This is a genomic window from Streptomyces sp. NPDC056224, assembly GCF_042267665.1.
GTDB lineage: Bacteria > Actinomycetota > Actinomycetes > Streptomycetales > Streptomycetaceae > Streptomyces.
The window spans coordinates 1-26,006 of record NZ_JBHJTK010000052.1 but is presented as its reverse complement, the minus strand read 5'-3'; the positions used below and the strand labels follow the sequence as shown (position 1 = coordinate 26,006).

Here is a 26,006-nt window from a genome sequence, read left to right as displayed (position 1 = left end):
TGCTTCCTTGTCTCATCCGTGGTTGGCCAGCGAGAAGGTGTCCAGGAGGATGCCGAACGTCAGGACGACGAGCAGCAGGTCGTCGCCGTAGTGCGGGTGGATCTCGAACCCGTCCGCCATGTACCGGGTCCTCAGCCGCTCCACGGCGCCGGGATCGAAGTACCCCTGGCGCCGGATCCGCGCGGGCGAGAGCATGTCGTTGATCCACTCGATGTCGGCGCGCAGCAGCGCGGGGCTGCCCGGCGCCCGGAAGCCGAACTTCTCCCGGTCGATGATCTCCGGGGGAACCAGGCCCTGCGCCGCTTGGCGCACCACGTACTTCTCGCCGAGGGGGTTCACCTTCAGGTGCGCGGGGACCCGGGTCGCGAACTCCACGACCTCCCGGTCCAGGAACGGGTAGCGGGCCTCCACGGAATGGGCCATGGCCATCCGGTCGCCGTGGTCGGACAGCAGGTGGTCCGAGAGCCGCATGCGGAAGTCGAGGTAGGAACGCTGGTCCAGCGGATCCCGGCCGGCCAGGCTCGCCGGGTCGACCGGCGGGAAGCGCAGGCAGTCGCTCTCGTGGAAGGCCTCGCGCACACCGGCGGAGTACAGGCCGAGCTTGGCCTCGCGCCACGCGTGGTAGCGCCGTTCGTAGAAGATCCCGGAGTCGCCCCACAGCTGCCTGCGGACGTCGTCCTCCAGGGCCTCGCCGAGGCCGCCGCCCCGGCCGCCGCCCCGGCCCAGCCGGTCGAAGCGGTAGCCGACGTAGCCGCCGAACAGCTCGTCCGCGCCCTCGCCCGTGAGGATCACGCTCGTCCCGCTCTCCCGGGCCAGCTGCGCCAGCACCATGGAGCAGGTGTTGTACGTCTCCTTCACCGGGGTCTCGGCGTGCAGCACCATCCGCCGCAGGCCCTCGGTGATGTCCGTGGTGGAGAACTCCCGCTCGTGGTGGCGGGAGGACACCTTCTGCGCCATGAGGCGCTGATAGCCGGACTCGTCGATGGCCGCTTCCGGGAAGGTGATCGAGAACGAGTCGGTGGGCGGCGCGAGTTCGGCCACGATCGCCGCGATCAGCGAGGAGTCCAGGCCGCCGCTGAGGTAGAAGCCCACGGGCACGTCGGCTCGCAGGCGGCGCCTCACCGCCTCGGTGAGCAGCTCGCGCAGGGCTTCGGCGTAGTACCCGTCGGGCTCGACGGCCAGCTCGCCGGCGCGCGGGTAGGTGAGGTCCCAGTACGGGAACTCCTGCACGGAGCCGTCCTGGACGAGCAGGTAGTGGCCCCCGCGCAGGGCGCTGACGCCCCGGAACATGGTCCGGGGGCTCACCAGCCCGGGGAACGTGAGCACCTGGTCGAGCCCGGTCAGGTCCACCTCGCGGCCGACCCCCGGGTGCTCCAGCACCGCCTTGGCCTCCGACCCGAAGACGAAGTGGTCCGCGGTGCGCGCGTAGTGCAGCGGCAGGATGCCGACGTGGTCGCGGGCGAGGAACAGCCGCCGCAAGGTCTTGTCGTAGATCGCGAAGGCGAACTGGCCGTTGAGGCGCCGGAGCAGGCCGGTGCCCTCCTCCTCGTAGAGGTGGACCAGGACCTCGACGTCGCACTCGGTGCGGAAACGGTGTCCCTTGGCGATGAGCTCGGCGCGCAGCTCACGGTGGTTGAAGATCTCGCCGTTGCACACCATGACGACGCTGTCGTCCTCGTTCGACATCGGCTGGCTGCCACCGCCGAGGTCGTTGATGCTCAGACGGCGAAAGCCCAGCCCGAGACCGTCCGTGAGGAAAGCACCGTCGGAATCCGGACCGCGGTGGTGCAGGGTCGCGGTCATTCGCGTGAGGACCGACTGATCGACGGTAACGCCATTTCGGAGGGCCATGGACCCAGCGATCCCGCACATTGCCGGATCCTCCTCCAACAGATACGCCGAACGACTCGGACGGGGACGGGAGAGCGGACTGAAACCCGGCCGGGTCTGTCCGGCGAAACAGGGGGTCCTTACAACAACTACCGGAGGAATCGGCGCACTCACAAGAGAATCCGGGCTCCCGGAACAGCCTCAGCAATCTGGGAGAAAAACCTCCGGGCACGTGAACAGCACGGCCGGAGAAGACAACGGCGCCCGCGCTCCTACAGGCTGGTCACGGCCCCCCAGTACCTACGCGGGCCGGGCATGCCCGCGGGGCCGGCCCCGCCTGCCCCGATGGAGGAACGACGTGACGGATACGGGCACCCCGGCATTTGGACCTGCCACGATCACCGCCGACGACCCGCGCTACCCCAGCATGCTGCGCGGCACCAACCACCGGTTCCCGGCCAGCCCCGACTACGTGCGCGTCGTGACCACGACGGACCAGGTGGTGGCGGCGGTGACGGACGCCGTGGCGGCCGGCAAGCGGATCTCCGTACGCAGCGGCGGGCACGGCTTCGAGGACTTCACCGCCCACGGCGTCGAGGTCCTGCTCGACATGTCCGAGATGACCGCCGTGCGCTACGACGGCGAGCGCAGGGCCTTCTCCATCGAGGCGGGCGCCACGCTCGGCCACGTCTACCGGACCCTGTTCAAGGGCTGGGGCGTCACCATTCCCGGCGGCGAGTGCCCCGAGGTGGGTGTCGGCGGACACATCGTGGGCGGCGGCTACGGCCCCCTCTCGCGCAGCCTCGGCGCCGTCGTGGACTACCTGTACGCCGTGGAGGTCGTGGTCGTCGGCGAGGACGGCGCCGCGCGCGCCGTCATGGCCACCCGCGAGCCCGGCGACCCCCACCACGACCTGTGGTGGGCGCACACCGGCGGCGGCGGGGGCACCTTCGGCGTGGTGACGCGCTACTGGATGCGCTCGCCCGACGCCGCCCCGGACGAGGCCGACCCGGCCGCCCTGCTGCCCAAGGCCCCCTCCCGCTGGCGCAGCGGCATGGTCGTCTGGTCCTGGGAGAGCATGACGCAGGAGGCGTTCACCAGGCTCCAGAGCAACTTCGGGTCCTGGTTCGAGCGCAACAGCGGCGCCGACTCGCCGTACGCGCCGCTGGCCGGCTACTTCCACGGGACGCACCGCTCCGGCTTCGGCCTGACGGTGGGCGCGCACATCGACGACGACGTGCCCGACGCCGAGAAGCTGATGACCACGTTCTTCGAGGAGGTGTCGGCCGGTGTCGAGGTTCCGCCACTGTTCCAGCAGCAGCAGGTCAACCCCTGGCTCTACTTCTCGTCGTACCCGAACTGGGGCGACCCGGGCGACCCCTTCACACGCCGGATCAAGATCAAGGCGGCCTATCTGCGCAAGGGCTACTCCCCGGAGCAGACGGCGACCCTGTACCGGCACCTGACCACCGGCGACGCCAGCCCGGCACAGCTGATCCTCATCGGGTACGGCGGCCGGGTGAACACCGCCGCCCCGGACGCCACCGCGGCGGCCCAGCGCGACTCGGTCCTCAAGGCCGCCTTCATGTCGGTGTGGGGCGACGAGGGAGCCGACGAGGCCAACATCCGGCAGCTGCGGGAGATGTACCGCGACGTCTACGCGGCCACCGGCGGCGTGCCCGTGCCGAACGAGGCCAACGACGGCTCGTACATCAACTACGCGGACAGCGACCTGGCCGATCCCGAGTGGAACACCTCGGGCGTGCCCTGGCACACGCTCTACTACAAGGACAACTACCCGCGTCTGCAGCGGGTCAAGAAGGCCTACGACCCCGGTGACGTGTTCCGCCACAAGCTGTCGGTCCGGCTGCCCGGCTGAGCGCCCCGCACGCCGAAAAGGTGCCCGGCCCCCGCTCACGGCGGGGGCCGGGCACCTTTCGTTCCGGCGGCCGGGGCCCGGACGCTACGCGTCCGCCACGGCGGACAGCACCCGCTCGCCGATCACCTCGACCTGGCGCTGCTGGTCGGCGCCCTCCAGGATGCCGATGACCCGCTGGACGCCGAGCCCGCCGATCCCGCGCAGGACCCCGGCCAGCTCGTCGGCCGAGGCCTCGTCGCCCGCCGCGAACGGCATGATGCAGGTCTTCTCGATGGCCTCGTAGTCCGTGCCCTCGCTCTCGCAGTGACGGCGCAGGACGTCGAGCTTGGCGGTGAGGTCCGGGCCCGGGTAGAGGTTGCAGGCATCCGCGTGGCGGGCGACCAGACGCAGGGTCTTCTTCTCGCCGCCGCCACCGATCATGATCTTCGGCGTGGTGAGGTTCTGCGGCACGTTCAGTGCGCGCTCCAGGCGGTGGTGGACGCCGTCGAAGGGCTTCTCGTCGCCGCGCTCCCCCTCCCACATGCTGCGGCAGATCCGCACCGTCTCCTCCAGCCGCTCGAAGCGCTCCGCCAGCGGCGGGAACGGGATGCCGAGACCGAGCGCCTCCTCCTCGTACCAGCCCGCGCCGATACCGAGGTCGGCGCGCCCGCCGGAGAGCACGTTGAGGGTGGTCACCGACTTGGCCAGCAGGCCGGGGGAGCGGAAGTGGACGCCGGCGACCATCGGCATCACCCGGATGCGCCGGGTGTGGGCGGCGATGGTGGCCAGCGTCGTGAAGCACTCCAGCATGGGCTGCTCGGGGCCGCCCATGTGCGGGCCCTGCCAGACGTGGTCGGCGACACCGATGACGTCGAAACCGGCGTCGTCGGCGGAGCGGGACAGGGACGCGAGAGTGTCCGCCATGCGCGGTGCTCCGCCTTCCCAGGCGAAATCCGCTACGGCCAGGCCGATTTTCATGGCAGGTCTCCCAACAGCTGCTCTCTGACACGGTATTGAGGTGCACCCGAAGCGCATTCGAAGAATAGGCCAGACCCGGCGCCACCCATTCTTCGATCGTGCCCGTTTCGGACCCGGAGCGCCCGAAACGGGTGCGGAAACGGCAATCCATGAGATGCGTCCCCGAATTCCGCACCGAAAGCTGTTCGGATCGACCATCACGAGTGGAGGACCGGCAATGGTGACACGCGGACCCGGCGGACCCCCGGCGCGCACGAGGCCCAGCTACGCGTCGGGCGCCCACCCCGTCCCGCTGCTCGGAGAGACGATCGGCGCGAACTTCGACCGCTCCGTCGCCTCGCATCCGGACCGGGACGCGCTCGTCGACCGGCCCACGGGCCGCCGCTGGACGTACGCGGAACTCGGAGCCGAGGTCGACGCCCTGGCCGTCGGGCTGCTGGACCTCGGCATCACCAAGGGCGACCGGGTCGGCCTGTGGTCCCCCAACTGCGCCGAATGGGTGCTGACCCAGTACGCCGCGGCCAAGATCGGGGCGATCCTCGTCAACATCAACCCCGCCTACCGCACGCACGAGCTGGAGTACGTCCTGGGCCAGGCCGGGGTCCGCGTCCTGGTGGCCGCGAGCCGGTTCCGCAGCTCCGACTACGAGAGCATGATCGCCGAGGTCGCGCCCCGCTGCCCCGCCCTGGAGCACACGGTCCTGATCGGCGGCGAGAGCTGGCTGGCCCTGCGGGCCCCCAAGGACGCCGACGGCGCCCGGCGCCTCGCCGAGGCCGCGGCCGTACTCGGACCGGACGACCCGATCAACATCCAGTACACCTCCGGCACGACCGGGTTCCCCAAGGGCGCGGTGCTCTCGCACCACAACATCCTCAACAACGGCTTCTTCACCGGCGAGCTGCTCGACTACACCGAGGCCGACCGCGTCTGTCTGCCCGTGCCCTTCTACCACTGCTTCGGGATGGCGATGGGCACCATCGCGGCGACCAGCCACGGTGCGTGCGTGGTGATCCCCTCCCCCGTCTTCGACGCCCGGGCCGCCCTGGAAGCCGTCGAGGCGGAGCGCTGCACGTCGCTGTACGGCGTGCCGACGATGTTCATCGCCGAGCTGAACCACCCGGACTTCGCCTCGTTCGACCTGTCCTCGCTGCGCACCGGCATCATGTCCGGCTCGCCCTGTCCCGTCGAGGTGATGACCCAGGTCGTCGAGCAGATGAACATGGCGCAGGTGACCATCTGCTACGGGATGACCGAGACGTCCCCGGTCGCCTGCCAGACCCGCCGTGACGACTCGCTGGAGCGCCGGGTGTCCACCGTCGGCAGGGTGGGCCCCCACCTGGAGATCAAGATCGTGGACCCGGACACCGGACTGACCGTGCCGCGCGGCCGGCAGGGCGAGTTCTGCACCCGCGGCTACTCCGTGATGAGCGGGTACTGGAACCAGCCCGAGAAGACCGCGGAGGCCATCGACCGGGCGGGGTGGATGCACACGGGGGACCTCGCGGTCATGGACGACGAGGGCTACGTGAGCATCACCGGCCGGATCAAGGACATGGTCATCCGGGGCGGGGAGAACCTCTACCCGCGCGAGATCGAGGAGTTCCTGTACACCCACCCGGACATCCTGGACGCCCAGGTCATCGGGGTCCCGGACGAGTACTACGGCGAGGAGCTGATGGCCTGGGTGAGGATGAGGGAGGGAGCCGAGGAGCTCACCGCCCGGTCCCTGCGCGCCTTCTGCACCGGCAAGCTGGCGCACTACAAGATCCCGCGCTACGTGTGCGCCGTCGACGCGTTCCCGATGACCGCGAGCGGCAAGGTCCGCAAGGTCGAACTGCGCGAGCGGGCCGTGGCCCTGCTGGAGCGCGGCAGCCTGGAGCCCGCCCTGGCACGCTGATCCGCCGCCGGGCCCCGGCCCGGGCGGTCATGTGGGCGCGGGGATGTGGGCGCGGCCCGTACGCCAGGCGTACGGGCCGCACCCACATCCCCGGGACTCAGGCGGCCGCCTGGACCCCCAGGCCGCGCGCGATCAGCATCCGCTGGACCTCGCTCGTGCCCTCCCCGATCTCCAGCACCTTGGCGTCGCGGTAGAAGCGGGCCACCGGGTAGTCGTTCAGCGCGCCGTAGCCTCCGAAGATCTGCGTGGCGTCGCGGGCGTTGTCCATCGCGGCGGCGGAGGAGACGAGCTTGGCGACCGAGGCCTCCTGGGCGAAGGGCTCCCCCCGGAGCATCTTCGACGCCGCCTGGTAGTAGGCGAGACGGGCCGACCGGGCCCGCACCTCCATGTCGGCGATCTTGAACTGGATCGCCTGGTTCGCGCCGATGGTCCGGCCGAAGGCCGTGCGCTCGCGGGCGTAGCGCACGCTCTCGTCCACACAGCCCTGGGCCACACCCGTACCCACCGCCGAGATGGCGATCCGGCTCTCGTCCAGGACGGACAGGAACTGGGCGATGCCGCGGCCCCGCTCCCCGAGCAGGTTCCCGGCCGGCACCCGGCAGTCGGTGAAGGTGAGCCCGCGGGTGTCCGAGGCGTTCCAGCCCGCCTTGGAGTACTTCGGTGCGACCTCGAAACCCGGTGTCCCCGAGGGCACCACGATGGTCGAGGCCTCCTGGCGGCCGTCCGGGCGCACCCCCGTCACCGCGGTCACGGTGACCAGTCGCGTGATGTCCGTACCGGAGTTGGTGATGAACGACTTGGCGCCGTTGATCACCCACTCGTCGCCGTCGAGCACCGCCGTGGTGGTGAGCCCCGAGACGTCGGTACCGCCGCCGGGCTCGGTCAGTCCGAACGCGCTGAGTGCCTCACCGGCGCACAGCCGGGGCATCCAGCGTTCCTTCTGCTCCCGCGTTCCGAAGCGGTGGATCGGCATGGCCCCCAGCGACACGCCCGCGGACAGGGTGATCGCGACCGACGTGTCGACCCGGCCGAGTTCCTCCAGCGCCAGGCACAGTCCCAGGAAGTCGCCCCCCGTGCCGCCGAACTCCGTGTCGAAGGGCAGGCCGAACAGGCCCATCCGGCCCATCCCGGCGACGAGCTCGTACGGGAACTCATCCCGCTTGTAGAGCTCGCCGATGACCGGCGCGACCTCGGTGCGTGCGAATTCCTCGACGCTCTTGCGCAGGACCTCGTGTTCTTCGCCGAGCCGGAAGTCGATCACTTGTTCTCCTTGGAACGGTCTTTGCGTCGGTCGGTGCGTCGGTCTTTGGGGCGGTCTTTGGGGCGGTTTTTGGGGCGGTCGGTACGCCGACCGGTCAGGCGGGGACGGAACCGGTGAGGCCGCCGTCGACGACGAACTCCTGGCCGGTGATGTACGCGGCCTTGGGGGACAGCAGGAACAGGACGGTCTCGGCGATGTCGTTCGGGGTGCCGAGCGTGCCGAGGGCCACCTGGCCGCGGAAGAACTCGCGCACCGGCTCGACCGGAGCGACCATGTCGAACATCTCGGTGCGGATGTGACCCGGCGTCACGGCGTTGACCCGGATGCCGAACTCGGCGAGGTCCGGCGCCAGGGTGCGCGGCAGGTTGAGCACGGCGGCCTTGCTCGCCGCGTACACGGAGCCCGCGCCCATGCCGCGGTGGACCAGCCACGAGGCGTTCAGGACGATCGAGGAGCCCTCCTCCAGCAGCGGCAGGGCCTTCTGCACGGTGAAGAACGAACCCTTGAAGTTGGTGCCGACCACCTGGTCGAAGTCCGCCTCGGTGACGTCCGCGGTGCGGGCGTTGAGGCCGATGCCGGCGTTGGCGAAGACGCCGTGCAGGCTGCCGAAGCGCTCGCGCACCTGGTCGATGACGGTGTCGAGGTCGTCGGGGCGCGCCACGTCGGCGGCCACGGTCAGGACGCGCTCGCCGGCGTCGAGGTCCTTCGCCGCGGTGGCGAGGCGGTCGGCGTCGCGGCCCACGAGGACGACGTTGGCGCCCTCTTCCAGGAGGCGCCTGGCGGTGGCCAGCCCGATGCCGCTGCCGCCACCGGTGACCAGGACGGTCTTGTTCTCGAAGTCAGTCATGCGGTCAGGGTCGTGGGTGCCACCGGCCCGCGCATCTCCCGGATTGCGATGTGCTCCGCGTGATCGGCCACCTGTGCGGTGAGATGGCCGAAATCTCCTCCGAAGCAGCAATCTGGAAGATGTGGTTCAGGGGTCCGAAGAGAAATTCTGGTGTCGGACGAACACGGTCGCCGCACACCACAGCGGCGGACAGGACACCAGAGGAGAACCACCATGGCTCAGTTCGCGGTCTTCATCTACGAGGCCGAGATCCCCGGCGGCTGGGAGAACGCTCCCAAGGAGCTGCTCGCCGCCCACGAAGCCTTCCCCGGCAAGGTCGAGGAGCTCGGCGGCAAGATCCTCAACGGTCTCGCCCTGCAGCCGGCCGGCACCGCCAAGGCGATCCGCGGCGGAGAGGTCTTCGACGGCCCGTTCGCCGAGGCCAAGCAGTCCCTCGGGGGCACCTTCGTGCTCGAGGCCCGTGACATCGAGCACGCCCTCGAGGTCGCGAAGGTCGTTCCGGTGCACGACGGCGGCGTCGAGGTCCGCCCGCTGTTCGACGCGCCCGCCGGCTGATCCCCCACCCCCTTCTCCACGCACCGCCCGAAAGGCATCAGCACCTTGACTGATACGACGCAGCTGAACGAGCTCACCGTCACCCGCACCCTCGACGCGCCGCGCACCTCGGTCTACCAGGCGTGGACCGACCCCGAGCGCTTCGCCCAGTGGTGGGGTCCGGTCGGGTTCACCACCGATCCGTCGACCGTGGCCCTGGACGTCCGGGTCGGCGGCTCCTGGCAGGCCACCATGGCCGCCGAGGGCATCGGCGAGTTCCCGTTCACCGGCGTCTACCGCGAGGTGGAGGAGAACGAGCGGCTGGTGTTCACGCTGGTCGACCCGAACGACGAGAACATCGCCGAGCGGGCGGCGCGCGGTGAGGCGGAGGAGCTGACCACCGTCACCTTCGCCGACCAGGACGGCGGCACGCAGCTGACGTTCCACCAGGCGGGCCAGTTCGACGACGCGAAGGCCGAGGAGGTCAAGGGCGGCTGGAACAGCTTCTTCGACTCGCTCGGCGCGTACCTGGCGAACGCCTGAGCGCAAGCCGGTACGACGGGGGCGGAAAGGGCCTGGGGAGAGCCCTTACCGCCCCCGTCGGCATGTTCCCCTCCGGCCCGGCCGCGGACCCGGCATCGGTTCCCGGCCACCCCGGGCCAACACCGCAATCCGAGAGATGCCGCGGTGAACCACCACCCCGAAGCTGGTCCGAGTCTCTTCAACAACCAGGGGGTTGGACTGTGGCCACCACCACAACCAGACCCTCCGTGGACGCAAGCCGCCCCCGTACCACCGAGCGCCGGTTCTTCCCGGAGCTCGAGGGCATGCGCGGACTCGCAGCCATGGGGGTGCTCACCACTCACGTCGCGTTCAGCTCCGGCATGGTCGGATTCATGGACAAGGAAGCCAACGGGTTCCTAGGCGTCATGCTCCAGCAGCTCCACGTGAGCCTGCCGATCTTCTTCGTCCTCTCCGGCATGCTGCTCTACCGGCCGTTCGTCCTCGCGACCCTCGCCGGCACCCGCAAGCCCGCCATCAAGCCGTACCTGTGGCGCCGCGCCCTGCGCACCCTCCCCGCCTACTGGGTGCTGGTCGCCGTCGCGCTGTCCGTCCTCAACCGCGACAACGTGCACAGCCTGTGGCAGGTCGTCCGCCCGGTGCTGCTCCTCCAGGTCTACCAGCTCGACGCCCGCCTCGTGGGCCAGGGCCTGGAGCAGACCTGGACGCTCTCCACCGAGGTCGCCTTCTACGCCCTCCTGCCGCTCATGGCCTGGGCCCTGCACAAGATCGCCGGCAGGTCGGCCGACATGGGCGTGCGCCTGCGCCGCATCCTCGCCGGCCTGGGCTCGCTCGTGGTCATCGGCTTCGCGTTCGCCGCGTACACCCACCTGCCGTCCCTGGGCCAGTACCCCATCCAGAACGAGTGGCCGCCGAAGTGGATCGGGTTCATCGCCGTGGGCATGGCCCTGGCGGCCCTGTCCGCCGCCGCGGACATCTCCCCGGCCAGCGTCCCGGCCTTCTACCGCTGGGTGATGAAGAACCCGCTGTGGTGCTGGGCCTGCGCGGCCGCCGTCTACGTCATCGCCTGCGTCCGCCCCATCGGCCAGCCCGGCCACGCGGACTACCCCTCGATGGCCGGCGGCCTGACCGAGCAGGTCCTCTACATGCTGTTCGGCCTGTTCCTCGTCGCTCCGGTGACCGTTCCGCGTGACCGTTCCCGCGTCGTCGTCGCCGCGATGAGCAACCCGGTGATGCGCTTCCTGGGCCGCATCTCCTACGGCCTGTACCTGTGGCACATCGCGGTCATCTACTTCTGGCACGGCAACCTCTTCGAGGCCGGCGGCTTCTGGGAGCTGTACGGCATCACCCTCGGCGGCTCCATCGTCCTGGCGACGGCCAGCTTCTACCTCGTCGAGAGCCCCGCCATGAAGCTGCGCGAGCGGCTCGGCAAGGCCTCGGCGGGCCCGAGCGTCGAGACGATCCATTCGTGAGCTGGCTGCGCACACTGAGGACCGCTCCCCCCGGAGCCGCCCGCCTGGTGCTGCTCCCCCACGCGGGGGGCGCGGCCCACTCCTACCTCCAGCTGGCCGAGGAGATCGCGCCCGGGGTCGAGGTACTGGCCGTTCAGTACCCGGGCCGGTACGACCGGATGGCCGATCCCCTGATCGGCGACCTCAAGATGATGGCGGGCCACATCGCGGCAGCGCTCCGCCCCCTGCAGCACGCGCCGCTGGCACTCTTCGGCCACAGCCTGGGCGGCCTCCTCGGTTACGAGGTGGCCGCGCGTCTGGAGGCGGTCGGATCCGTCCCCGCCCATCTCTTCGTGTCCGCCATGCTCGCCCCGTCGCGCCACCACCACGACGGCGTCCACCTGCGGAGCGACGACCAGATCCTCGCCGAGCTCGCCAGACTGGGCGGCACTCCCACGCTCTCCGCGGCGGAGGAGATGTTCCTCCGCCTGCTCCTGCCCGCCATCCGCAGTGACTACCGGGCGTTCGAGACCTACACCGATCCGGGGCACCGCCTCTCCTGCCCCGTCACCGCCTTCCTCGGGGACGGCGACCCGCTGGTGACGGCCGAGGAGGCCCGCGCCTGGGCGGACCACACCACCGGCCCGGCCGCCCTGCGGCTGCTTCCGGGCGGCCATTTCTATCTGACTGATCCCGGGAACACGGCGGAGATCGCACACGAACTCTCGCGACGGCTGACGGGCGCCGCGCGGCAGCCCCGGCACCCGGTGTCCGCCCATCCCTCCTGAAAGGACGCGCACATGACCGACCAGACGACCGTCCCGGCCGTCAGCGAGCACATCGACGCCTTCGCGAACGCGCCGGCCGACCAGCTGGAGGCGCAGTTCCTGCGCCTGGCCGGCGAGGTCTGGGGCCAGGAGGACTCCGCGTCCGCCGCCGTCACCGCGGTGCCGGCGCTGGTGTCGCTGCTCGACACGGTGGACGACCAGCGCAAGGGGTACGTGGCGGTCCTGCTGGGACTGCTCGCCGAGGCCGAGCACCCGGTCACCGACGGCCCGGTGCTCACCGCCGTGGCCGCGGGCACCGGCCGCTACCTGGAACTCCTCGCCACCAGCGGCGCGGGCACCCCCCTGACGACCGCGCTGCTGTACCTGCTCTCGCACTTCCCCCGGCACCGCGAGGCGATCCTGGCCGCGGCGGCGACGGAGGAACTGGCGCTCGACGCCAACGACCTCACCCGCCTGGAGCGGACCCTGCGGGAACTCGACCTCGACGACCCGGACCTCGGCCGCTGCTGGCCCTCCCCGGCGGCCTGGCAGCTCAACGACGACGAGCGCGGGTTCGACAAGGAGTGGATCCGCGCCCTCACCCCCGAGCAGGCCACCTCCAACTGGGACAACGACACCCGCACGGTGCTCGCCTACTCGGGCATGAAGGCCTACTGGGCCGTGCGCCACGGCATAGCCCTGGAGACCGCCTACCCCATCGCCTCCGCCGACGGCGCCGCCCAGGCGCCCGCCCTGGGCGGCGCAGCCTTCGCCCGGCACGCCGACGCCCTGCGCTGCCCGGCCTGCGCCGGCCGCCTCGACTTCACCGACGGCGGCGCGCGCTGCGCCGACTGCCAGGCGTCCTTCCCCCTGGCCCAGGGACTCCTCGACCTGTCCGGCGGGGCGAACGGCTCCCAGGCGACCGAGGAGGACGAGACCGCCGACCTGCTCCAGAAGCTCGCCGCCATGCCCAGCATGGGCGTCTACTACGAGTCCGTGCTGCGTCCGGCGTTCCTCCGCGTCGCCGGCCTGAACTGGGACGACGCCGTCACCCCCGAGGACGAGGACGCCTACCTCACCTCGCACACCCGCCCGGTCGACGGGCCGGTGCTCGACCTGTGCGCCGGCGCGGGCCGCTGGACGGCCGTGGTGGACCAGGCCGTCGGCACCGAGCGGCTCATCGCGCAGGACCTGGGCCTGCCCATGCTCAACGCGCTGCGCCGGGCCCTGCCCGAGGTGCCGGCCGTCATCGCCAGCGCCCTGACGCTTCCCTACGGCGACGCCACCCTGGGCGCCGTCAACTGCTGGAACGCCCTGCAGGCATTCCCGGAGCAGGCCGACATCGCCATCGCCGAGATCGGCCGCTGCCTGAAGCCCGGCGGCACCTTCACGCTGCTGACCTTCCGCTGGGCCGACGACCCGGTCGACCGCTACTTCCAGGCCTCGCACTACTTCCCCAGCCGGCCGGCGGGCATGCTCCTGTTCGAGCTGGACGAGATCAGGAAGTGGCTCGGCGACGCGGGCCTCAGCGTCGTGGAGGAGTCCGGCAGCGGCTCCTTCGTCTTCATCACCGCGGAGCGCACCGCCTGACGGAGCGCCCCGGCCAAGCCCGGATCCCGCGCCGGCCGCGTTCCCGGCGCGGGATCCGGGCTGCCCGGGAACACCGGCTGCGCACACCAGGAGATGCCACCGCACCGGGCCGCGTACGACGCTGGTCGGGCGCCTGGGCGCCCGGGCGGTCCCGTACCGATCAGCGTGTTGGAGGAACCCCACCCATGACCACGGTCAACGAGTACCCCGCGGACACCGCGCGGCGCGGGGACCCGGCCTACGAGGCGGCCATCCAGGTGTTCAACCTCTTCGCGCCGGTGGCCCCCGCCGCCGCCGTGACGGCGCACAGCGTCGACGAGGTCCGCTCGGCGGTCCGCCACGCACGCCGGCTGGGCCTGGGGGTGCGGGTGCACGCCACCGGGCACGCCTCCGCCACCGCCCGCCCCATGGGGGACGACCTGCTGATCCGCACGGGACTGGGCGCCGGCGTCGAGATCGACGCGCAGCGCCGCGTGGCCCGGGTTCCCGCGGGCGCCCGGTGGGGTGCCGTCGTCGAGGCGGCCGCCCGGTACGGGCTCGCCGCGCCACACGGCTCCTCGCCCACGGTCGGGGTCGTCGGCTACCTGCTGGGCGGCGGCCTGAGCATGTACGCGCGCCACACCGGCCTCGCCGTCAACAGCCTGCGCGCCGTCGAACTCGTCACCGCCGACGGAGAACTGCGCCGCGTGGACGCCGCCGAGGACCCCGAACTGTTCGACGCCCTGCGCGGCGGTGGCGGCGGCTTCGGCGTCGTCACCGCCGTCGAGATCGCCCTCTTCCCCGCCGCCCGCGTCATCACCGGCGCCGCGTTCTGGCCCGCCTCCGAGGCGGCCCGGCTGCTGCCCGTGTGGCGCCGGTGGGCCGAGACGGCCCCCGGCGCGGCGACCACCTCGATCCGCGTGATGAACCTGCCGAAGCTGCCGGAGATCCCGGCCGTCCTCACGGCCGGGCCCGTCCTGTGCCTGGACGGACTGGTGCTCGCGACGGACGAGGACGGGCTCGCCACCATGAGGCAGCAGGCGCAGGACCTCCTCGCACCGCTGCGCGCCCTGGCGGAGCCCCTGATGGACACCTGGCACGAGGCCGGTCCCACCGCGGTGCCCGAGACCCACATGGACCCGCCGGAGCCGGTGCCCGTCCTCGGCGACCACATGCTGCTCGGCGACCTCGGCGACGAGGGCATCGCCGCCTTCCTGCGCGTGACCGTGGACCGCCCCGACTCGGCCCTGGTCGTCGCCGAACTGCGCCAGCTCGGCGGCGCGCTCGCCACCCCGGCCCCCGGCTGCGGCGCGCTCGGCCACCTGGACGCCCGGTACGCCTACTCCGGCGCCGGAGTGCCCGGCGGCGGCGCCACCGAGCAGGAGATCCGCGAGCACTGCGCGCTGGTCCGCGAGACGCTCGCCCCCTGGGACACCGGCCGTACCGCGCCCACCTTCGTCGCCTCCCTGGAGCAGCCCCAGGGCCACCTCGACGCCGAGGGCGTCCTCGCCGCGGACCGGGTCCGGCTGCGGGTCGACCCCGAGGGCGTGTTCCGCGGCGACATCGCCCCGGGAAGCTCCCTGCTGGTCTGACGCAAAGCGGCGGCGACGGCCGGGACAGCGGGAGGCGCCGCCACCGGGGGACACGGTGGCGGCGCCTTCGCCGCTGCGGACCGGGGGGTCAGCGGGCCGTGGCCACGGTGCCCGTGTGCGGGGGAAGGGCCCCGTCGATCAGGGAACGGTAGGCGGCGGCCAGCGCCTGGGGACCGGCCACCCGGCTGACGGTGAGCCACGACAGCGCGGCCTCGACGAACTTCTCCTCGGACCGGGCGTAGCGGGCCCGGTACTCCTGCTCGCCCTCCTTCTCGATGAGGCGCTGTTCCTCGGAGGGGGTGAAGAAGATCCACGGCTCGGGGTCGGTCAGTCCCGGCGGCGGCTCGATCTCGGCACCGGGGTGGGTGTAGCCGACGAGCAGCGCGTCCTTCAGGGAGGCGCCGAACCGCTCGTAGACCTGGAAGAGCCGGTCCGCCTGGCCGGTGAAGTCGACGAGCACGACCGACTCGGGCACCTCGGCCGAGGGCAGGTCCTCGTAGGTGATGACCTCGTCGTAGTGGCCGAGCCCCCGGGTGAAGTCCAGGTTGCCCGCGGCGGTCACGCCCACGGTGCGCAGGCCCTCGCGGCCGGCCAGCAGGGCGGCCAGGCCCAGGGCCGTCTTGCTGGAGGCGCTGGTGATCAGGACGGTGCCCGACCCGACCTGGCGGTCCAGGAACTCGGCGAGGTTGAAGGAGGCCGGGTACAGCGGCCGCAGCAGCAGCCGGTGGTCGTCCATCGCGTCCGGCTCCCCGGCCGGCAGGTACTCGCGGTACCACGGGTGCAGGTAGTCCCGCCCGGGAGCGGTGTCGGCGAAGCCGCGCGCGGTCGGGCTCGCCGCGAGCGTGACGTGCGAGGAGAGCGGCAGGAAGCCGAAGTAGCGGCTGCCGACCGCGATCTCGGGGTGCAGCGACTCCTCGACCCGGGCGTAGCCCCAGGTCGGAACCCGGCCGTGGCCCTGCGGCCCGGGGAAGGCGTCGAAGAAGGGCAGCTCGGACTCGCCCAGGCGCGCGTAGGTGGCGGTGATCGCCGTCAGCGCGAACTTCTCCACCGCCAGGCGCACTTCACCCGGCCGCAGCGGTTCCAGGGACGCCTGCCGGATCTCGCTGTCGGTGAGGTCGTCCCGCCTGACCAGCAGGTCCCACCTGTCCGGATCGGGCACGTCTTCTCCCCTTCGTCGTGCGGTTCAACGGGCCCGGTGCGGCCCGCCGGGGCCATGGTCATCGCCCGGCCCGCGGGGCCGCATCTCCTGGGTTGCGGTGGCGCTCCCCCGGCCGAACGGACCGGCAGGGCCGCAATCTCGAAGATGCCTGCGCGGTGGCCGACTTGCCACAGTCGCGGTGTCCGGATCAGGCCAGCCAATGAACGGGAAAGCGAACCCAGATGACACAGCGACCGACGAGATCCGCGACCGCAACCGCGGCCGTGCAGTCCCGGCTTCCTTCCCTGACCGGTATGCGCTTCGTCGCAGCGGCCATGGTCTTCTTCTTCCACGCCACGTTCGAGCACTTCGCCTCGGGCGGTACCCAGGGCATCGCCGAAAAGTCCTTCATCCAGGGCGGCTGGACCGGGGTCGGTTTCTTCTTCATCCTCAGCGGCTTCATCCTGACCTGGTCGACGCGTGCCCGTGACACCACCTCCGCCTTCTACCGGCGTCGCTTCTTCAAGGTCTATCCGCTCCACCTGCTCACCCTGATCGCCGCCACCGCCCTGATGGTCTGGGTCGCGGGCGCGCCGATCGACGGCTGGCAGGCCGTCGGACAGCTCTTCCTGCTGCAGTCGTGGTCCCCGGACATCATGGTCCGCAGCGGCTTCAACGGGGTGGCGTGGTCGCTGTCCTGCGAAGTGCTCTTCTACGCCCTGTTCCCGGTCCTGATCCGCATCGTCAACCGCATCCGCCCCGAGCGCCTGTGGCTGTCGGCCGGTGTCGTGGTCGCCCTCGTCCTGGCCGTACCGTTCGCGGCCGACCTGCTGCCCGACCAGACGCCGATCCCCATGGTGAACTTCACCGCCTCGGACATGTGGTTCGTCTACATGTTCCCGGGGACCCGCCTGCTCGACTTCGTCTTCGGCATCATCCTGGCCAAGGTGGTCATGAGCGGCCGCAAGCTCCCGCTGGGCTTCGGCGGCTCGCTGGCCCTGGTCGCCGTCGCGTACGTCGCCGCGCCCTACGCCCCGGTTCCGTTCAACCTGGTCGGCGTCATGCTGGTCCCGCTCGGCCTGCTCGTGGCCGCCGGCGCCGCGCACGACAGCGCCGGCCGCAACAGCTGGTTCGCCACGCGTCCGATGGTATGGCTCGGCGAGATCTCCTTCGCCTTCTACATGCTCCACCAGCTCGTGCAGAGCTACGGCCACCGCTTCCTCGGATTCGGCAAGAGCTGGGACACCGTGCCCGCGATCGGCGTCGTCGGGCTGCTGCTGGTGATCACCGTGGTCCTGTCGTGGCTGGCGTACTCGCTCGTCGAGCGCCCCGTCATGAGGCGCTTCTCCCGCTCGCGCCGCCGCGGCCACATCGCCGCCGTCCCCTCCCAGGCTCCCTCCCGGGTGCCGGCCGAGGAGCGGTACCCGGCGCTCCTGTGATCCGAGCCGAACGCAGCGCGCCCGGCCCCCCGAGACGGGGGGCCGGGCGCTTTCGCGTGGCGGGCGTGCCGGGGTCAGCCCGCCGGGGCCGCGGCGACGGCGCGTCCGGACTCCGCCGGGGCCTGCGGGCCGTTCCCGTCCTGCCCGGCGTCCGCGTCGGGACCGCCCGCGGCCGGTGCCCCGAGCACGGGTACGTGGCGCAGGACGACCGCGACCAGCAGGGCCACCGCGGCGAGCAGCACCACGCTGATGCCCACCACGGTCAGCATCCCGGCGGTGAAGGCCTCCCGGGCGGCGGCGAGCAGGTCCGTGGCGAGCGGCCCGGTCAGGCCGCTGCTCGCCGACACCGCCCCCGCCACGCTCTCCCGTGCGGCCTCGGCCGCCGCGGCCGGCAGATCCGCGGGCAGGGCGCCGGAGACCCGGTCGCGGTAGATGGCGGTGCCGACGGTGCCGACGACCGCGATGCCCAGCCCGTAGCCGAACTCGTTGCTGGTCTGGGACAGGGAGGCCGCCGAGCCGGCCCGCTCCGGCGGGGCGGAGCCGACGACGAGGTTGGTGCCCAGGGCCATGAGCGGGCCCCCGCCCAGGCCGTTCAGCGCCCAGCCCACGACCAGGTACGCGGTGCCCGAGTCAGCCTCCGCCCGGAGCAGCACCACGAAGCCGGCGACCACCAGGGCCAGTCCGCCCGCGATGAGGAAGGCCGGCCGGATCCTGCGGGCCAGCATCGGGGAGACGGTGATGCTGAGGATGGACGCGGCCATGCCGGGCAGCAGCCCGAGGCCCGCGGCCAGGGGCGACATGCTGTCGACGGACTGGAAGTACTGCGTGATGAACAGCATCGTGGTTCCGGTGAGCGCGCTGTAGAAGAGCATGCTCACCAGGGCCGCGCTCAGGGGGGCGTTGCCGAAGAGGCGCAGGTCGAGCAGCGGGGACGCGAGCCGGCGCTGACGGCGGACGAAGACGGCTCCGAGGAGCAGGCCCAGGACCGCGGCGCCGGTCGGCAGCGGCTCCCAGCCCTCCTTGGCCACCGTCTTGAGGCCGTAGATGAAGGGGAGGACCGCCGCGAGGGAGAGGGCGACGCTGGGCAGGTCCAGGCGTCCGGCCTGGGGCGCCTTGTACTCGGGCAGCACTACGGGGCCCAGCAGGAGCAGCAGGGCCATGGCGGGTACGCCGAGGAGGAAGACGGAGCCCCACCAGAAGGTGCTGAGCATCGCGCCGCCGGCGATCGGGCCGACGATGGCGCCGATGGAGAAGCAGCCGGCCCAGATGCCGATGGCCATGCTCATCTGCTTGGGGTCGCGGAACATGTTGCTGATGAGGGCGAGGGTGGAGGGGGCCAGGGTGGCGCCGGAGATGCCGAGCAGGGCGCGGGCGGCGATGAGCATCTCGGGGCTGGTGGAGAAGGCGGCCATGAGGGAGGCGGCGCCGAAGACGGCGGCTCCGATGAGCAGGAGTTTGCGGCGTCCGATGCGGTCGCCGAGGGTGCCCATGGTGACCAGGAAGCCGCCCACCATGAAGCCGTACATGTCCATGATCCACAACTGCTGGGTGCTGCTCGCTCCCAGATCCGCGCTCAGCTGCGGCAGCGCCAGCAGCATGGCGAACACGTCGAACGATACGAGCAGGGTGGGCAGGGCGAGGACCGCGAGGCCCAGCCACTGCTTCCTCCCTGCGCGCGGTGGGGCTCCGGTGGTGCTCACTCTTCGGTCCTTCCGGTGGTGGTCGGTGGGGAAGCCGCGGAGGCCGTGACGTTCGTTCGCCACGGCCTCCACGCGTCGTCGTGCCGGTGCCGGCTCAGCCGGCCGCGGTCGTGACCGGGCTGCCCGTCTCCTGCGCCGGCTCCTGCGTCGCCGCCCCCGGCAGGCCCGGGTCCTGCCCTTCTTCGGGGGCCTGTCCCGCACCCTCGCCACCCTGCTGGGCGGCGCCGAAGGCGGGGACGTGGCGCAGGAGCACCAGAACGGTGACGGTGACGAGGGCCATCAGGACCATCGCGGTGGCGCCGACGGCGTTGACACCGCCGACGAACGCCTCGCGGGCGGCGGACGCCAGCGAGTCGCCCACGGCTCCCGGAAGGCCGGCCGCCTCGGTGAGCGCGCTCGCCAGCCCCTCCCGGACGGTGTCGGCGGACCCGGGGGCGAGGCCCGCGGGAAGGTTCTCGGAGATCTCGTCGCGGTACACGGCGGCGCCGATGGTGCCGACGACCGCGATGCCCAGGCCTGCTCCGAACTCGTTGCTGGTCTGCGAGAGGGAGGCCGCGGCGCCCGCCTTCTCCGGTGCGGCCGAACCGACCACCAGGCCGGTGCCGAGGGCCACGAGCGGGCCGCCGCCCAGGCTCGCGAGGGCGAAGCCCGTCATCAGGACGGCGGGACCGGAGTCCGCACCGACCAGGAAGAAGAGCAGGTAGCCGCTGAGCGAGACCAGCAGGCCGCCGGCGATGAGGTGGGCCGGGCGGAGCTTGCGGGCGAGCACCGGGGCGAAGGACATGCCCGCGATCGAGACGACCAGACCGGGTACGAGGGCCAGGCCCGCCTGAAGCGGCGTCAGATCGGTGATCAGCTGGAAGAACTGACCGAGGAACAGCAGGCTCGCGCCGCCGAGCATGCTGAAGACCAGCAGGCTGACGAGGGCGCCGCTCAGGCTCTTGTTCTTGAAGAGGGAGAGGTCGAGCAGCGGGTCCTTCAGGGAGCGCTGGCGCCGTACGAACAGCCCGCCGATGACCAGCCCGGCGACGAGGGCCGCGACCGGCAGCGCGGAGAACCCCTGCCGGGCGATCTCCTTGAGGCCGTAGATGAAGGGGAGGACCGCCGCGAGGGAGAGGGCGACGCTGGGCAGGTCCAGGCGTCCGGCCTGGGGCGCCTTGTACTCGGGCAGCACCCTGCCGCCCACCAGCAGCAGGACCAGCATCACCGGTACGCCGAGGAGGAAGACGGAGCCCCACCAGAAGGTGCTGAGCATCGCGCCGCCGGCGATCGGGCCGACGATGGCGCCGATGGAGAAGCAGCCGGCCCAGATGCCGATGGCCATGCTCATCTGCTTGGGGTCGCGGAACATGTTGCTGATGAGGGCGAGGGTGGAGGGGGCCAGGGTGGCGCCGGAGATGCCGAGCAGGGCGCGGGCGGCGATGAGCATCTCGGGGCTGGTGGAGAAGGCGGCCATGAGGGAGGCGGCGCCGAAGACGGCGGCTCCGATGAGCAGGAGTTTGCGGCGTCCGATGCGGTCGCCGAGGGTGCCCATGGTGACCAGGAAGCCGCCCACCATGAAGCCGTACATGTCCATGATCCACAGCTGCTGGGTGCTGCTCGCTCCCAGATCCGCGCTCAGCTGCGGCAGCGCCAGCAGCAGGACGAACATGTCGAACGACACGAGGGTCGCGGGGAGGGCGAGGACGGCGAGGCCCAGCCATTGCCTGCGTCCTGCTTTGGGTGCGGCGTCTGTCGTCACCGTGTGGTCCTTTCGTTCACGGGGCTGCCGCTCGGGGGTCGGGGGGAGAACCCGTGTGGCGATACCTGGAAGGACGTTCCATGACGGACGGGACGGCAGCCCGATGCTCCCGGCCAACCGGAACTATTCATTCCGCCCTTGTGCCGCGTGAAAGATCCTTCCATCGCACAAGGGGCCGTGTCCCCTTCCGTATTGCTCACTTGGCGCGGAAATCGCGCTTCGCCGCAGCACAGGGACGTACCGCCCCGAGACGGCAATCTGGAAGTTGCTGGCCGAATTCTGATGCTGTGACGCTGCCCCCGGGCACCGATGTGTGCCCACGGCCCCCGGTGGACCCGCCGGAACCGGTTGCGGGATCCGCGCAGGCGAGACCCGACGGCCCGCCTGACACGAAGGAACGACCGTGGCCCAGAGCCTCGTAAGAACCGACGACACGCCTGTCAGAACAGACAGGGCGCACCCCGACCCGGACGCGGCCGCCGTGGCCCGATCGCGCCGGTGGTGGCATCGCCCCTGGATCGCACCGCTGTTCGTGGTCTCCACCGGTTACATCGCCTTCACCGCGCTGCCGTACCTCGACCGGGAGACAGCCCCGCTGATGCCGCACGACGGCTTCGCGCTGTACTACCCGGCGCTGATCGCGCACATCGTGTTCGCCACGGTCGCCCTGCTGACCTCGATCCTGCAGATCTGGCCCTGGCTGCGCCGCCGGCACCCGGCCGTCCACCGGTGGGGCGGGCGTCTGTACGTGCTCACCACCCTCGTCGCCGGCGCGCTCGGCCTGGTGATCGTCCCCTTCGCCCCGCCCGTGGGCAGGCTCGGCGTCGCGATCGCGACGATCCTGTGGGTCGCGTTCTCCGTCATGGGCTTCGTCAGGATCCGCCAGCGGCGCTACGCGGAACACCGCCGGCTGATGCTCTACGCCTTCGCCATGGTGATGAACAACCTCTGGGGTACGACGATCATGCTGGTCATCGGCATGCTGGCGATACAGGTCGATCCCAACGTCTTCCTGGAAGCCGCACGCTGGGTCGGCTGGGTGACGAACCTGCTGATGGTGCAGTGGTGGCTCAACCGCACGACCGGCCGGCCGGTGCGCTGATCGTACGGGGCGGTGCGGGACCGCACGGCCCGCATCGCCCCTCCGGCCCGTCACGCCCCCTCCGGCCCGTCACGCCCCCTCCGGCCCGTCACGCCCCCGCCGGCGCTCAGCGCGGCTTGCGCGCGCAGACGATCGCGTAGCCGATCTGGTCCTTGCGCGGCACGAAGAACCCCCGGTGCAGGCGCGAGAACTCGGCGAGCCGCTCCTCGCCGAACTTCTCGGCCACCTGGTCCCGCTGACCCATCGCGGCCTGCAGGTACTTCCCCTTCATCCCGAACACCCTGGGACCGCACTGGGTGAACTCCTCGACCGTGAAGCCGGCGGCGCGCGCGTGTCCCAGCCACTCGTCCAGTGTGGGCAGAACCGGGAGCTTGAGCGTCGTCATGAACTGCTCGACCCGCTCCGGCTCGCCCGGCTCCCCGAGGCTGAAGTCGGAGAAGGCGATGCGCCCGCCGGGACGGAGCACCCGGTACAGCTCCCGCAGCACCTGTCCGAGGTCGGGGGCGTTCTGCAGGGACTCCAGCGCGAGTACGGCGTCGAAGGAGCCGTCCGGGAAAGGCAGCTCCATGAAGTCGCCGTAGCGGAAGTCCACCTGGTCCGACAGGCCGGAGTCCTCCGCCCGCCCGCGGGCGCGCTCCAGCTCGAAGCCGCTCACCGTCACGCCGGTGACCTTGACCCCGTGGCGGCGGGCCAGGAACAGCGCCGCCTCGCCCGGACCGCAGCCCGCGTCCAGCACGTGCTCGCCCCGACGCAGTCCGAGGGTGTCGGTGACCTTGCGGGTGATGCGGTGCACGGCCTCCGGAAGGGTCGCCCCGTCCTCGCGGTCGTACCAGTACCACATGTGCAACTGCCCGTCGCGGAACTCCTCACCGATGGGGGTGCGCTCGTCGTAGTGCCTTCCGATCTCGGCAAGGCCGTTCTGTACCTCTGTCATGAACCGCTTCTCCCGTCGCACTCCACGCCGCATTCGAGCAGCTCCGCCGCTGATCCTGGGCGGCGCACGGCAAGGGCGCATCTCCGCCGTTGCTGCCCTGCCCCGCCGGGGGCCGCCGCGAAGTCAGCAAGATCGAATAAGAGTCGCCGGGACCGGCGGTGCCAGGATCTAAGGGCTGTTGCGACGTTCCGGGACCCCGGGCGGTCCGGGGCCGAAGGCGTCGCGGGGGCGCCCTGTGGATCGATGAGGGGATCACATGCTCAACAGACGTGGCGTCATGCTGGCCGCCGGCGGGGTGGTGGCGACCGGAGCATCGCTCGCCCTGCCCATGACATGGATGTCCGGACGGGGGAGCTCCGCCACGGCGCAGCTCGGTCGCTCCGAGGCCGAGCAGCACATCATGCGCATCGGGATGGTCGCGAAGTCCTCCCCGGTACAGGCCGCCGAGCCGTTCACGGTGGAGATGCCCGTACCCCGCGTGGCCAGACCGGTGAGCACCTGGGGCGACACAGACGTCTACGAACTCGCCCTCCAGCCCGCCCAGGCCGAGATCCTCCCGGGCCTGACCACCCCGGTGCTGACCTACGGCGGAAGCTTCATCGGCCCCACCATCAAGGCCAAGTCCGGCCGCAAGGTGCGCGTCAAGTACGTCAACAACCTCGGACTGCCCGTCAACGTGCACCTGCACGGCGGGCACGTGCCGCCGGAGAGCGACGGCTACCCGATGGACCTGTTCGCCGCGGGCCAGTCGCGTACGTTCGACTATCCCAACGGGCAGGGCGCCGCGACCCTCTGGTACCACGACCACACCCACCACATGGAAGCCGAACACGTCTACCGCGGCATGCACGGCTTCTACCTCATCGAGTGCGACTCGGAGCGGCAGCTGCGGCTGCCCAGCGGCCAGTACGACGTGCCGATCATGCTCCGCGACGCCCACTTCGACGCGGCGGGCAGCCTGATCCTGGACGTGGAGCACCCCGAGGCGCGCTCCACCCTGCTCGCCAACGGCCGTCCGCTGCCCTACTTCCCGGTCGCCGCCCGCAAGTACCGCTTCCGCCTGCTCAACTCCTCCATACACAAGATCTTCGAGCTGGACCTCGGCGGCGTGGAGATGACCCAGATAGCCTCCGACGGCGGTCTGCTGCCGGAGCCGGTGACCCGGACCAAGCTGACGCTCGCCCCCGCCGAGCGGGTGGAGGTCGTCGTCGACTTCTCCCGCCACGCCGTCGGCAGCAAGCTGGTGCTCTCCGACGCCGGCGGTCCCGTGATGCGCTTCGACGTCACGCGCACGGCCCCCGACGACAGCCGCGTGCCGGCGCGCCTGCGCTCGATGCCGCCGCTGCCCGCCCCCGCCCGCACCCGGCGGATGAAGCTCGCCGTCGCGCCCTCGAAGATGGCCTACGCCATCAACGACCTGAGCTGGGACCCGGAGCGGATCGACTCGGTCATCCAGAACGGCACGACCGAGGTCTGGGAGATATACAACGGGGACACCGTCGACTCGGAGTTCGGCGGCATCGACCACACCTTCCACCTGCACATGGTGCAGTTCAGGGTGCTCGACCGCGACGGCAAGCCGCCGCTGCCCGGCGAGGCCGGGTTCAAGGACACGGTGCTGGTGCGGCCCGGCGAGACGATGCGGGTCCAGGCCACCTTCAAGGGCTGGCCGGGCAAGTACGTCTACCACTGCCACATGCAGGAGCACAACGTGGCCGGAATGATGGCCCAGCTGGAGATCGTGCCGTGACGATGAGGACGATCGTGCGAGCGGTACTGCGCGGCTCGCTGCGCGACATCCGCCACGTCGAAGCCGTCCCCCCGGGCCGTGCCCGGGGCCAGGTGGCGCGCGTCTACGAGCAGGCCCAGCGCGACTTCGGCGTCCTCGCGCCGCCGCTCGCCCTGCACTCCGCCGCCCCGGCGCCGCTGGCCGCGAGCTGGCTGATGCTGCGTGAGACGCTCCTGGTCGAAGGCCGGGTGGACCGGGCCGTGAAGGAGACCGTCGCCACCGAGGTGTCCAAGGCCAACTCGTGCCCGTACTGCGTCGACGTCCACCAGGCGACCGTGGAATCCCTGCCCGCGGAGCCGGCTGCCGACCCCGAGGACACCGCCGCCGTCGCGCGGTGGTTCAGGCAGGGAGCCGACGGGCGGACCGCCGGGCAGGCACCCTTCACCGAGGCCGAGGCGCCCGAGATCCTCGGCGTCGCCCTCACCTTCCACTACCTCAACCGCATGGTCGGGATCTTCCTGGAGGACTCGCCGCTGCCCGCCCGGACACCGGCCGGCGCCCGCGGCACGATCCTGCGCACCGTCGCCCGGACCATGCGACCGGTGGACGGCCCGCTGTCCGCCGGAGCGGGACTGGACCTGCTGCCCGACGCGCCGCTGCCCGCGGGCCTGGAATGGGCCCGTCCGGCCCCGGCCGTGGCCGGGGCCCTGGGCCGTTCGGCCGCCGCGGTGGAGCACGCGGCACGCTGGGTGCCGGACCCCGTACGCGACCTCTTGGCGGCGCGGCTCGACGCCTGGGACGGCGCCGCGCCGGGCATCGGCTCCGCCTGGCTCACCGAAGCCCTCGCCGGCCTCCCCCCGCGGGACCGGCCGGCCGGCCGCCTCGCGCTCCTGACCGCCTTCGCCGCCCACCGCGTCACGGACGGGGACATCGCCGCCGTGCGCGAACGGTACGCCCGCGACCAGGAGATCGTCGAGCTCACCTCGTGGGCGGCCATGACGACCGCGGTCCGTCTCGGCACCCGGCTGGGCGCCCGCCCCACCGCTCGGCTGCACCCCTGAGAACGTCCGGGCCGGCCCCCGCGGGGGCCGGCCCCGGCCGGTCGCTTATACACAAA

At 71.6% G+C, this 26,006-nt stretch carries 20 protein-coding genes; 12 read left to right on the top strand and 8 right to left on the bottom strand.

Going from position 1 to position 26,006, the window contains the following annotated elements; genetic code table 11:
* Window positions 1-12 precede the first annotated feature (12 nt).
* Window positions 13-1,872, bottom strand: coding sequence for an asparagine synthase (glutamine-hydrolyzing) (asnB, locus tag ACFCZ1_RS34150; RefSeq protein ID WP_376682168.1), 1,860 nt, complete (start codon window positions 1,870-1,872; stop codon window positions 13-15).
* 316 nt (window positions 1,873-2,188) lie between these two features.
* Here asnB and ACFCZ1_RS34145 point away from each other — a divergent pair, with 316 nt between their 5' ends.
* Window positions 2,189-3,709 carry an FAD-binding protein gene (locus tag ACFCZ1_RS34145; RefSeq protein ID WP_376682167.1) on the top strand — a complete coding sequence of 507 codons (1,521 nt, stop codon included), beginning with the start codon at window positions 2,189-2,191 and terminating at the stop codon, window positions 3,707-3,709.
* A gap of 84 nt (window positions 3,710-3,793) precedes the next feature.
* Here the strand turns inward: ACFCZ1_RS34145 and ACFCZ1_RS34140 are convergent, their stop codons facing one another.
* Window positions 3,794-4,666 carry an LLM class F420-dependent oxidoreductase gene (locus ACFCZ1_RS34140; protein WP_376682166.1) on the bottom strand — a complete coding sequence of 291 codons (873 nt, stop codon included), beginning with the start codon at window positions 4,664-4,666 and terminating at the stop codon, window positions 3,794-3,796.
* 217 nt (window positions 4,667-4,883) lie between these two features.
* Between ACFCZ1_RS34140 and ACFCZ1_RS34135 the strand changes: the two genes are divergently transcribed.
* Window positions 4,884-6,563 (top strand): AMP-binding protein, encoded by a 1,680-nt coding sequence (locus ACFCZ1_RS34135; protein ID WP_376682165.1) that lies wholly within the window; start codon window positions 4,884-4,886, stop codon window positions 6,561-6,563.
* Between the two features lie 97 nt (window positions 6,564-6,660).
* Here ACFCZ1_RS34135 and ACFCZ1_RS34130 read toward each other — a convergent pair whose 3' ends face one another.
* Together ACFCZ1_RS34130 and ACFCZ1_RS34125 are read right to left on the bottom strand one after the other, a co-directional pair.
* Complete coding sequence (locus tag ACFCZ1_RS34130) at window positions 6,661-7,824, bottom strand: acyl-CoA dehydrogenase family protein (protein ID WP_376682164.1); 1,164 nt, start codon at window positions 7,822-7,824, stop codon at window positions 6,661-6,663.
* A gap of 94 nt (window positions 7,825-7,918) precedes the next feature.
* Window positions 7,919-8,671, bottom strand: coding sequence for an SDR family NAD(P)-dependent oxidoreductase (locus tag ACFCZ1_RS34125; RefSeq protein WP_376682163.1), 753 nt, complete (start codon window positions 8,669-8,671; stop codon window positions 7,919-7,921).
* 213 nt (window positions 8,672-8,884) lie between these two features.
* Here ACFCZ1_RS34125 and ACFCZ1_RS34120 point away from each other — a divergent pair, with 213 nt between their 5' ends.
* The 6 genes from ACFCZ1_RS34120 (at window position 8,885) to ACFCZ1_RS34095 (ending at window position 15,106) form a co-directional block, all read left to right on the top strand.
* Window positions 8,885-9,226 (top strand): YciI family protein, encoded by a 342-nt coding sequence (locus ACFCZ1_RS34120; RefSeq protein ID WP_376682162.1) that lies wholly within the window; start codon window positions 8,885-8,887, stop codon window positions 9,224-9,226.
* Between the two features lie 45 nt (window positions 9,227-9,271).
* Window positions 9,272-9,748, top strand: a complete 477-nt coding sequence (locus tag ACFCZ1_RS34115) for an SRPBCC domain-containing protein (protein WP_376682161.1) — start codon at window positions 9,272-9,274, stop codon at window positions 9,746-9,748.
* Window positions 9,749-9,975: 227 nt separating this feature from the next.
* Window positions 9,976-11,199 carry an acyltransferase family protein gene (locus ACFCZ1_RS34110; RefSeq protein WP_376682160.1) on the top strand — a complete coding sequence of 408 codons (1,224 nt, stop codon included), beginning with the start codon at window positions 9,976-9,978 and terminating at the stop codon, window positions 11,197-11,199.
* Complete coding sequence (locus ACFCZ1_RS34105; protein ID WP_376682159.1) at window positions 11,196-11,966, top strand: thioesterase II family protein; 771 nt, start codon at window positions 11,196-11,198, stop codon at window positions 11,964-11,966. Before ACFCZ1_RS34110 ends, ACFCZ1_RS34105 begins: the two co-directional genes overlap by 4 nt.
* 12 nt (window positions 11,967-11,978) lie before the next feature.
* On the top strand, window positions 11,979-13,535 hold the full coding sequence (locus ACFCZ1_RS34100) for a class I SAM-dependent methyltransferase (protein WP_376682158.1): 1,557 nt from the start codon (window positions 11,979-11,981) through the stop codon (window positions 13,533-13,535).
* A gap of 185 nt (window positions 13,536-13,720) precedes the next feature.
* Window positions 13,721-15,106, top strand: a complete 1,386-nt coding sequence (locus tag ACFCZ1_RS34095) for an FAD-binding oxidoreductase (RefSeq protein ID WP_376682157.1) — start codon at window positions 13,721-13,723, stop codon at window positions 15,104-15,106.
* Between the two features lie 88 nt (window positions 15,107-15,194).
* Here the strand turns inward: ACFCZ1_RS34095 and ACFCZ1_RS34090 are convergent, their stop codons facing one another.
* Window positions 15,195-16,265, bottom strand: coding sequence for a DUF2855 family protein (locus ACFCZ1_RS34090; RefSeq protein WP_376682156.1), 1,071 nt, complete (start codon window positions 16,263-16,265; stop codon window positions 15,195-15,197).
* A 293-nt stretch (window positions 16,266-16,558) separates the two neighbouring features.
* Between ACFCZ1_RS34090 and ACFCZ1_RS34085 the strand changes: the two genes are divergently transcribed.
* Complete coding sequence (locus ACFCZ1_RS34085; protein ID WP_376682155.1) at window positions 16,559-17,683, top strand: acyltransferase family protein; 1,125 nt, start codon at window positions 16,559-16,561, stop codon at window positions 17,681-17,683.
* 74 nt (window positions 17,684-17,757) lie between these two features.
* Here the strand turns inward: ACFCZ1_RS34085 and ACFCZ1_RS34080 are convergent, their stop codons facing one another.
* Together ACFCZ1_RS34080 and ACFCZ1_RS34075 are read right to left on the bottom strand one after the other, a co-directional pair.
* Window positions 17,758-19,383, bottom strand: coding sequence for an MFS transporter (locus ACFCZ1_RS34080; RefSeq protein ID WP_376682154.1), 1,626 nt, complete (start codon window positions 19,381-19,383; stop codon window positions 17,758-17,760).
* 94 nt (window positions 19,384-19,477) lie between these two features.
* Window positions 19,478-21,124: an MFS transporter gene (locus tag ACFCZ1_RS34075; RefSeq protein ID WP_376682153.1), complete on the bottom strand. Its 1,647-nt coding sequence runs from the start codon at window positions 21,122-21,124 to the stop codon at window positions 19,478-19,480.
* Window positions 21,125-21,605: 481 nt separating this feature from the next.
* Here ACFCZ1_RS34075 and ACFCZ1_RS34070 point away from each other — a divergent pair, with 481 nt between their 5' ends.
* A complete protein-coding gene (locus tag ACFCZ1_RS34070) occupies window positions 21,606-22,226 on the top strand; it encodes a DUF2306 domain-containing protein (protein WP_376682152.1) in 621 nt (206 codons plus the stop codon).
* Window positions 22,227-22,332: 106 nt separating this feature from the next.
* Here ACFCZ1_RS34070 and ACFCZ1_RS34065 read toward each other — a convergent pair whose 3' ends face one another.
* Window positions 22,333-23,160 (bottom strand): SAM-dependent methyltransferase, encoded by an 828-nt coding sequence (locus ACFCZ1_RS34065; protein WP_376682151.1) that lies wholly within the window; start codon window positions 23,158-23,160, stop codon window positions 22,333-22,335.
* Between the two features lie 256 nt (window positions 23,161-23,416).
* On the opposite strand from ACFCZ1_RS34065, the gene ACFCZ1_RS34060 reads away from it, so the two are divergent.
* Together ACFCZ1_RS34060 and ACFCZ1_RS34055 are read left to right on the top strand one after the other, a co-directional pair.
* Entirely contained in the window at window positions 23,417-24,910 is a 1,494-nt protein-coding gene (locus ACFCZ1_RS34060; RefSeq protein WP_376682150.1) for a multicopper oxidase family protein, read from the top strand.
* A 2-nt stretch (window positions 24,911-24,912) separates the two neighbouring features.
* Window positions 24,913-25,950, top strand: coding sequence for an alkylhydroperoxidase (locus ACFCZ1_RS34055; RefSeq protein ID WP_376682180.1), 1,038 nt, complete (start codon window positions 24,913-24,915; stop codon window positions 25,948-25,950).
* Window positions 25,951-26,006 lie beyond the last annotated feature (56 nt).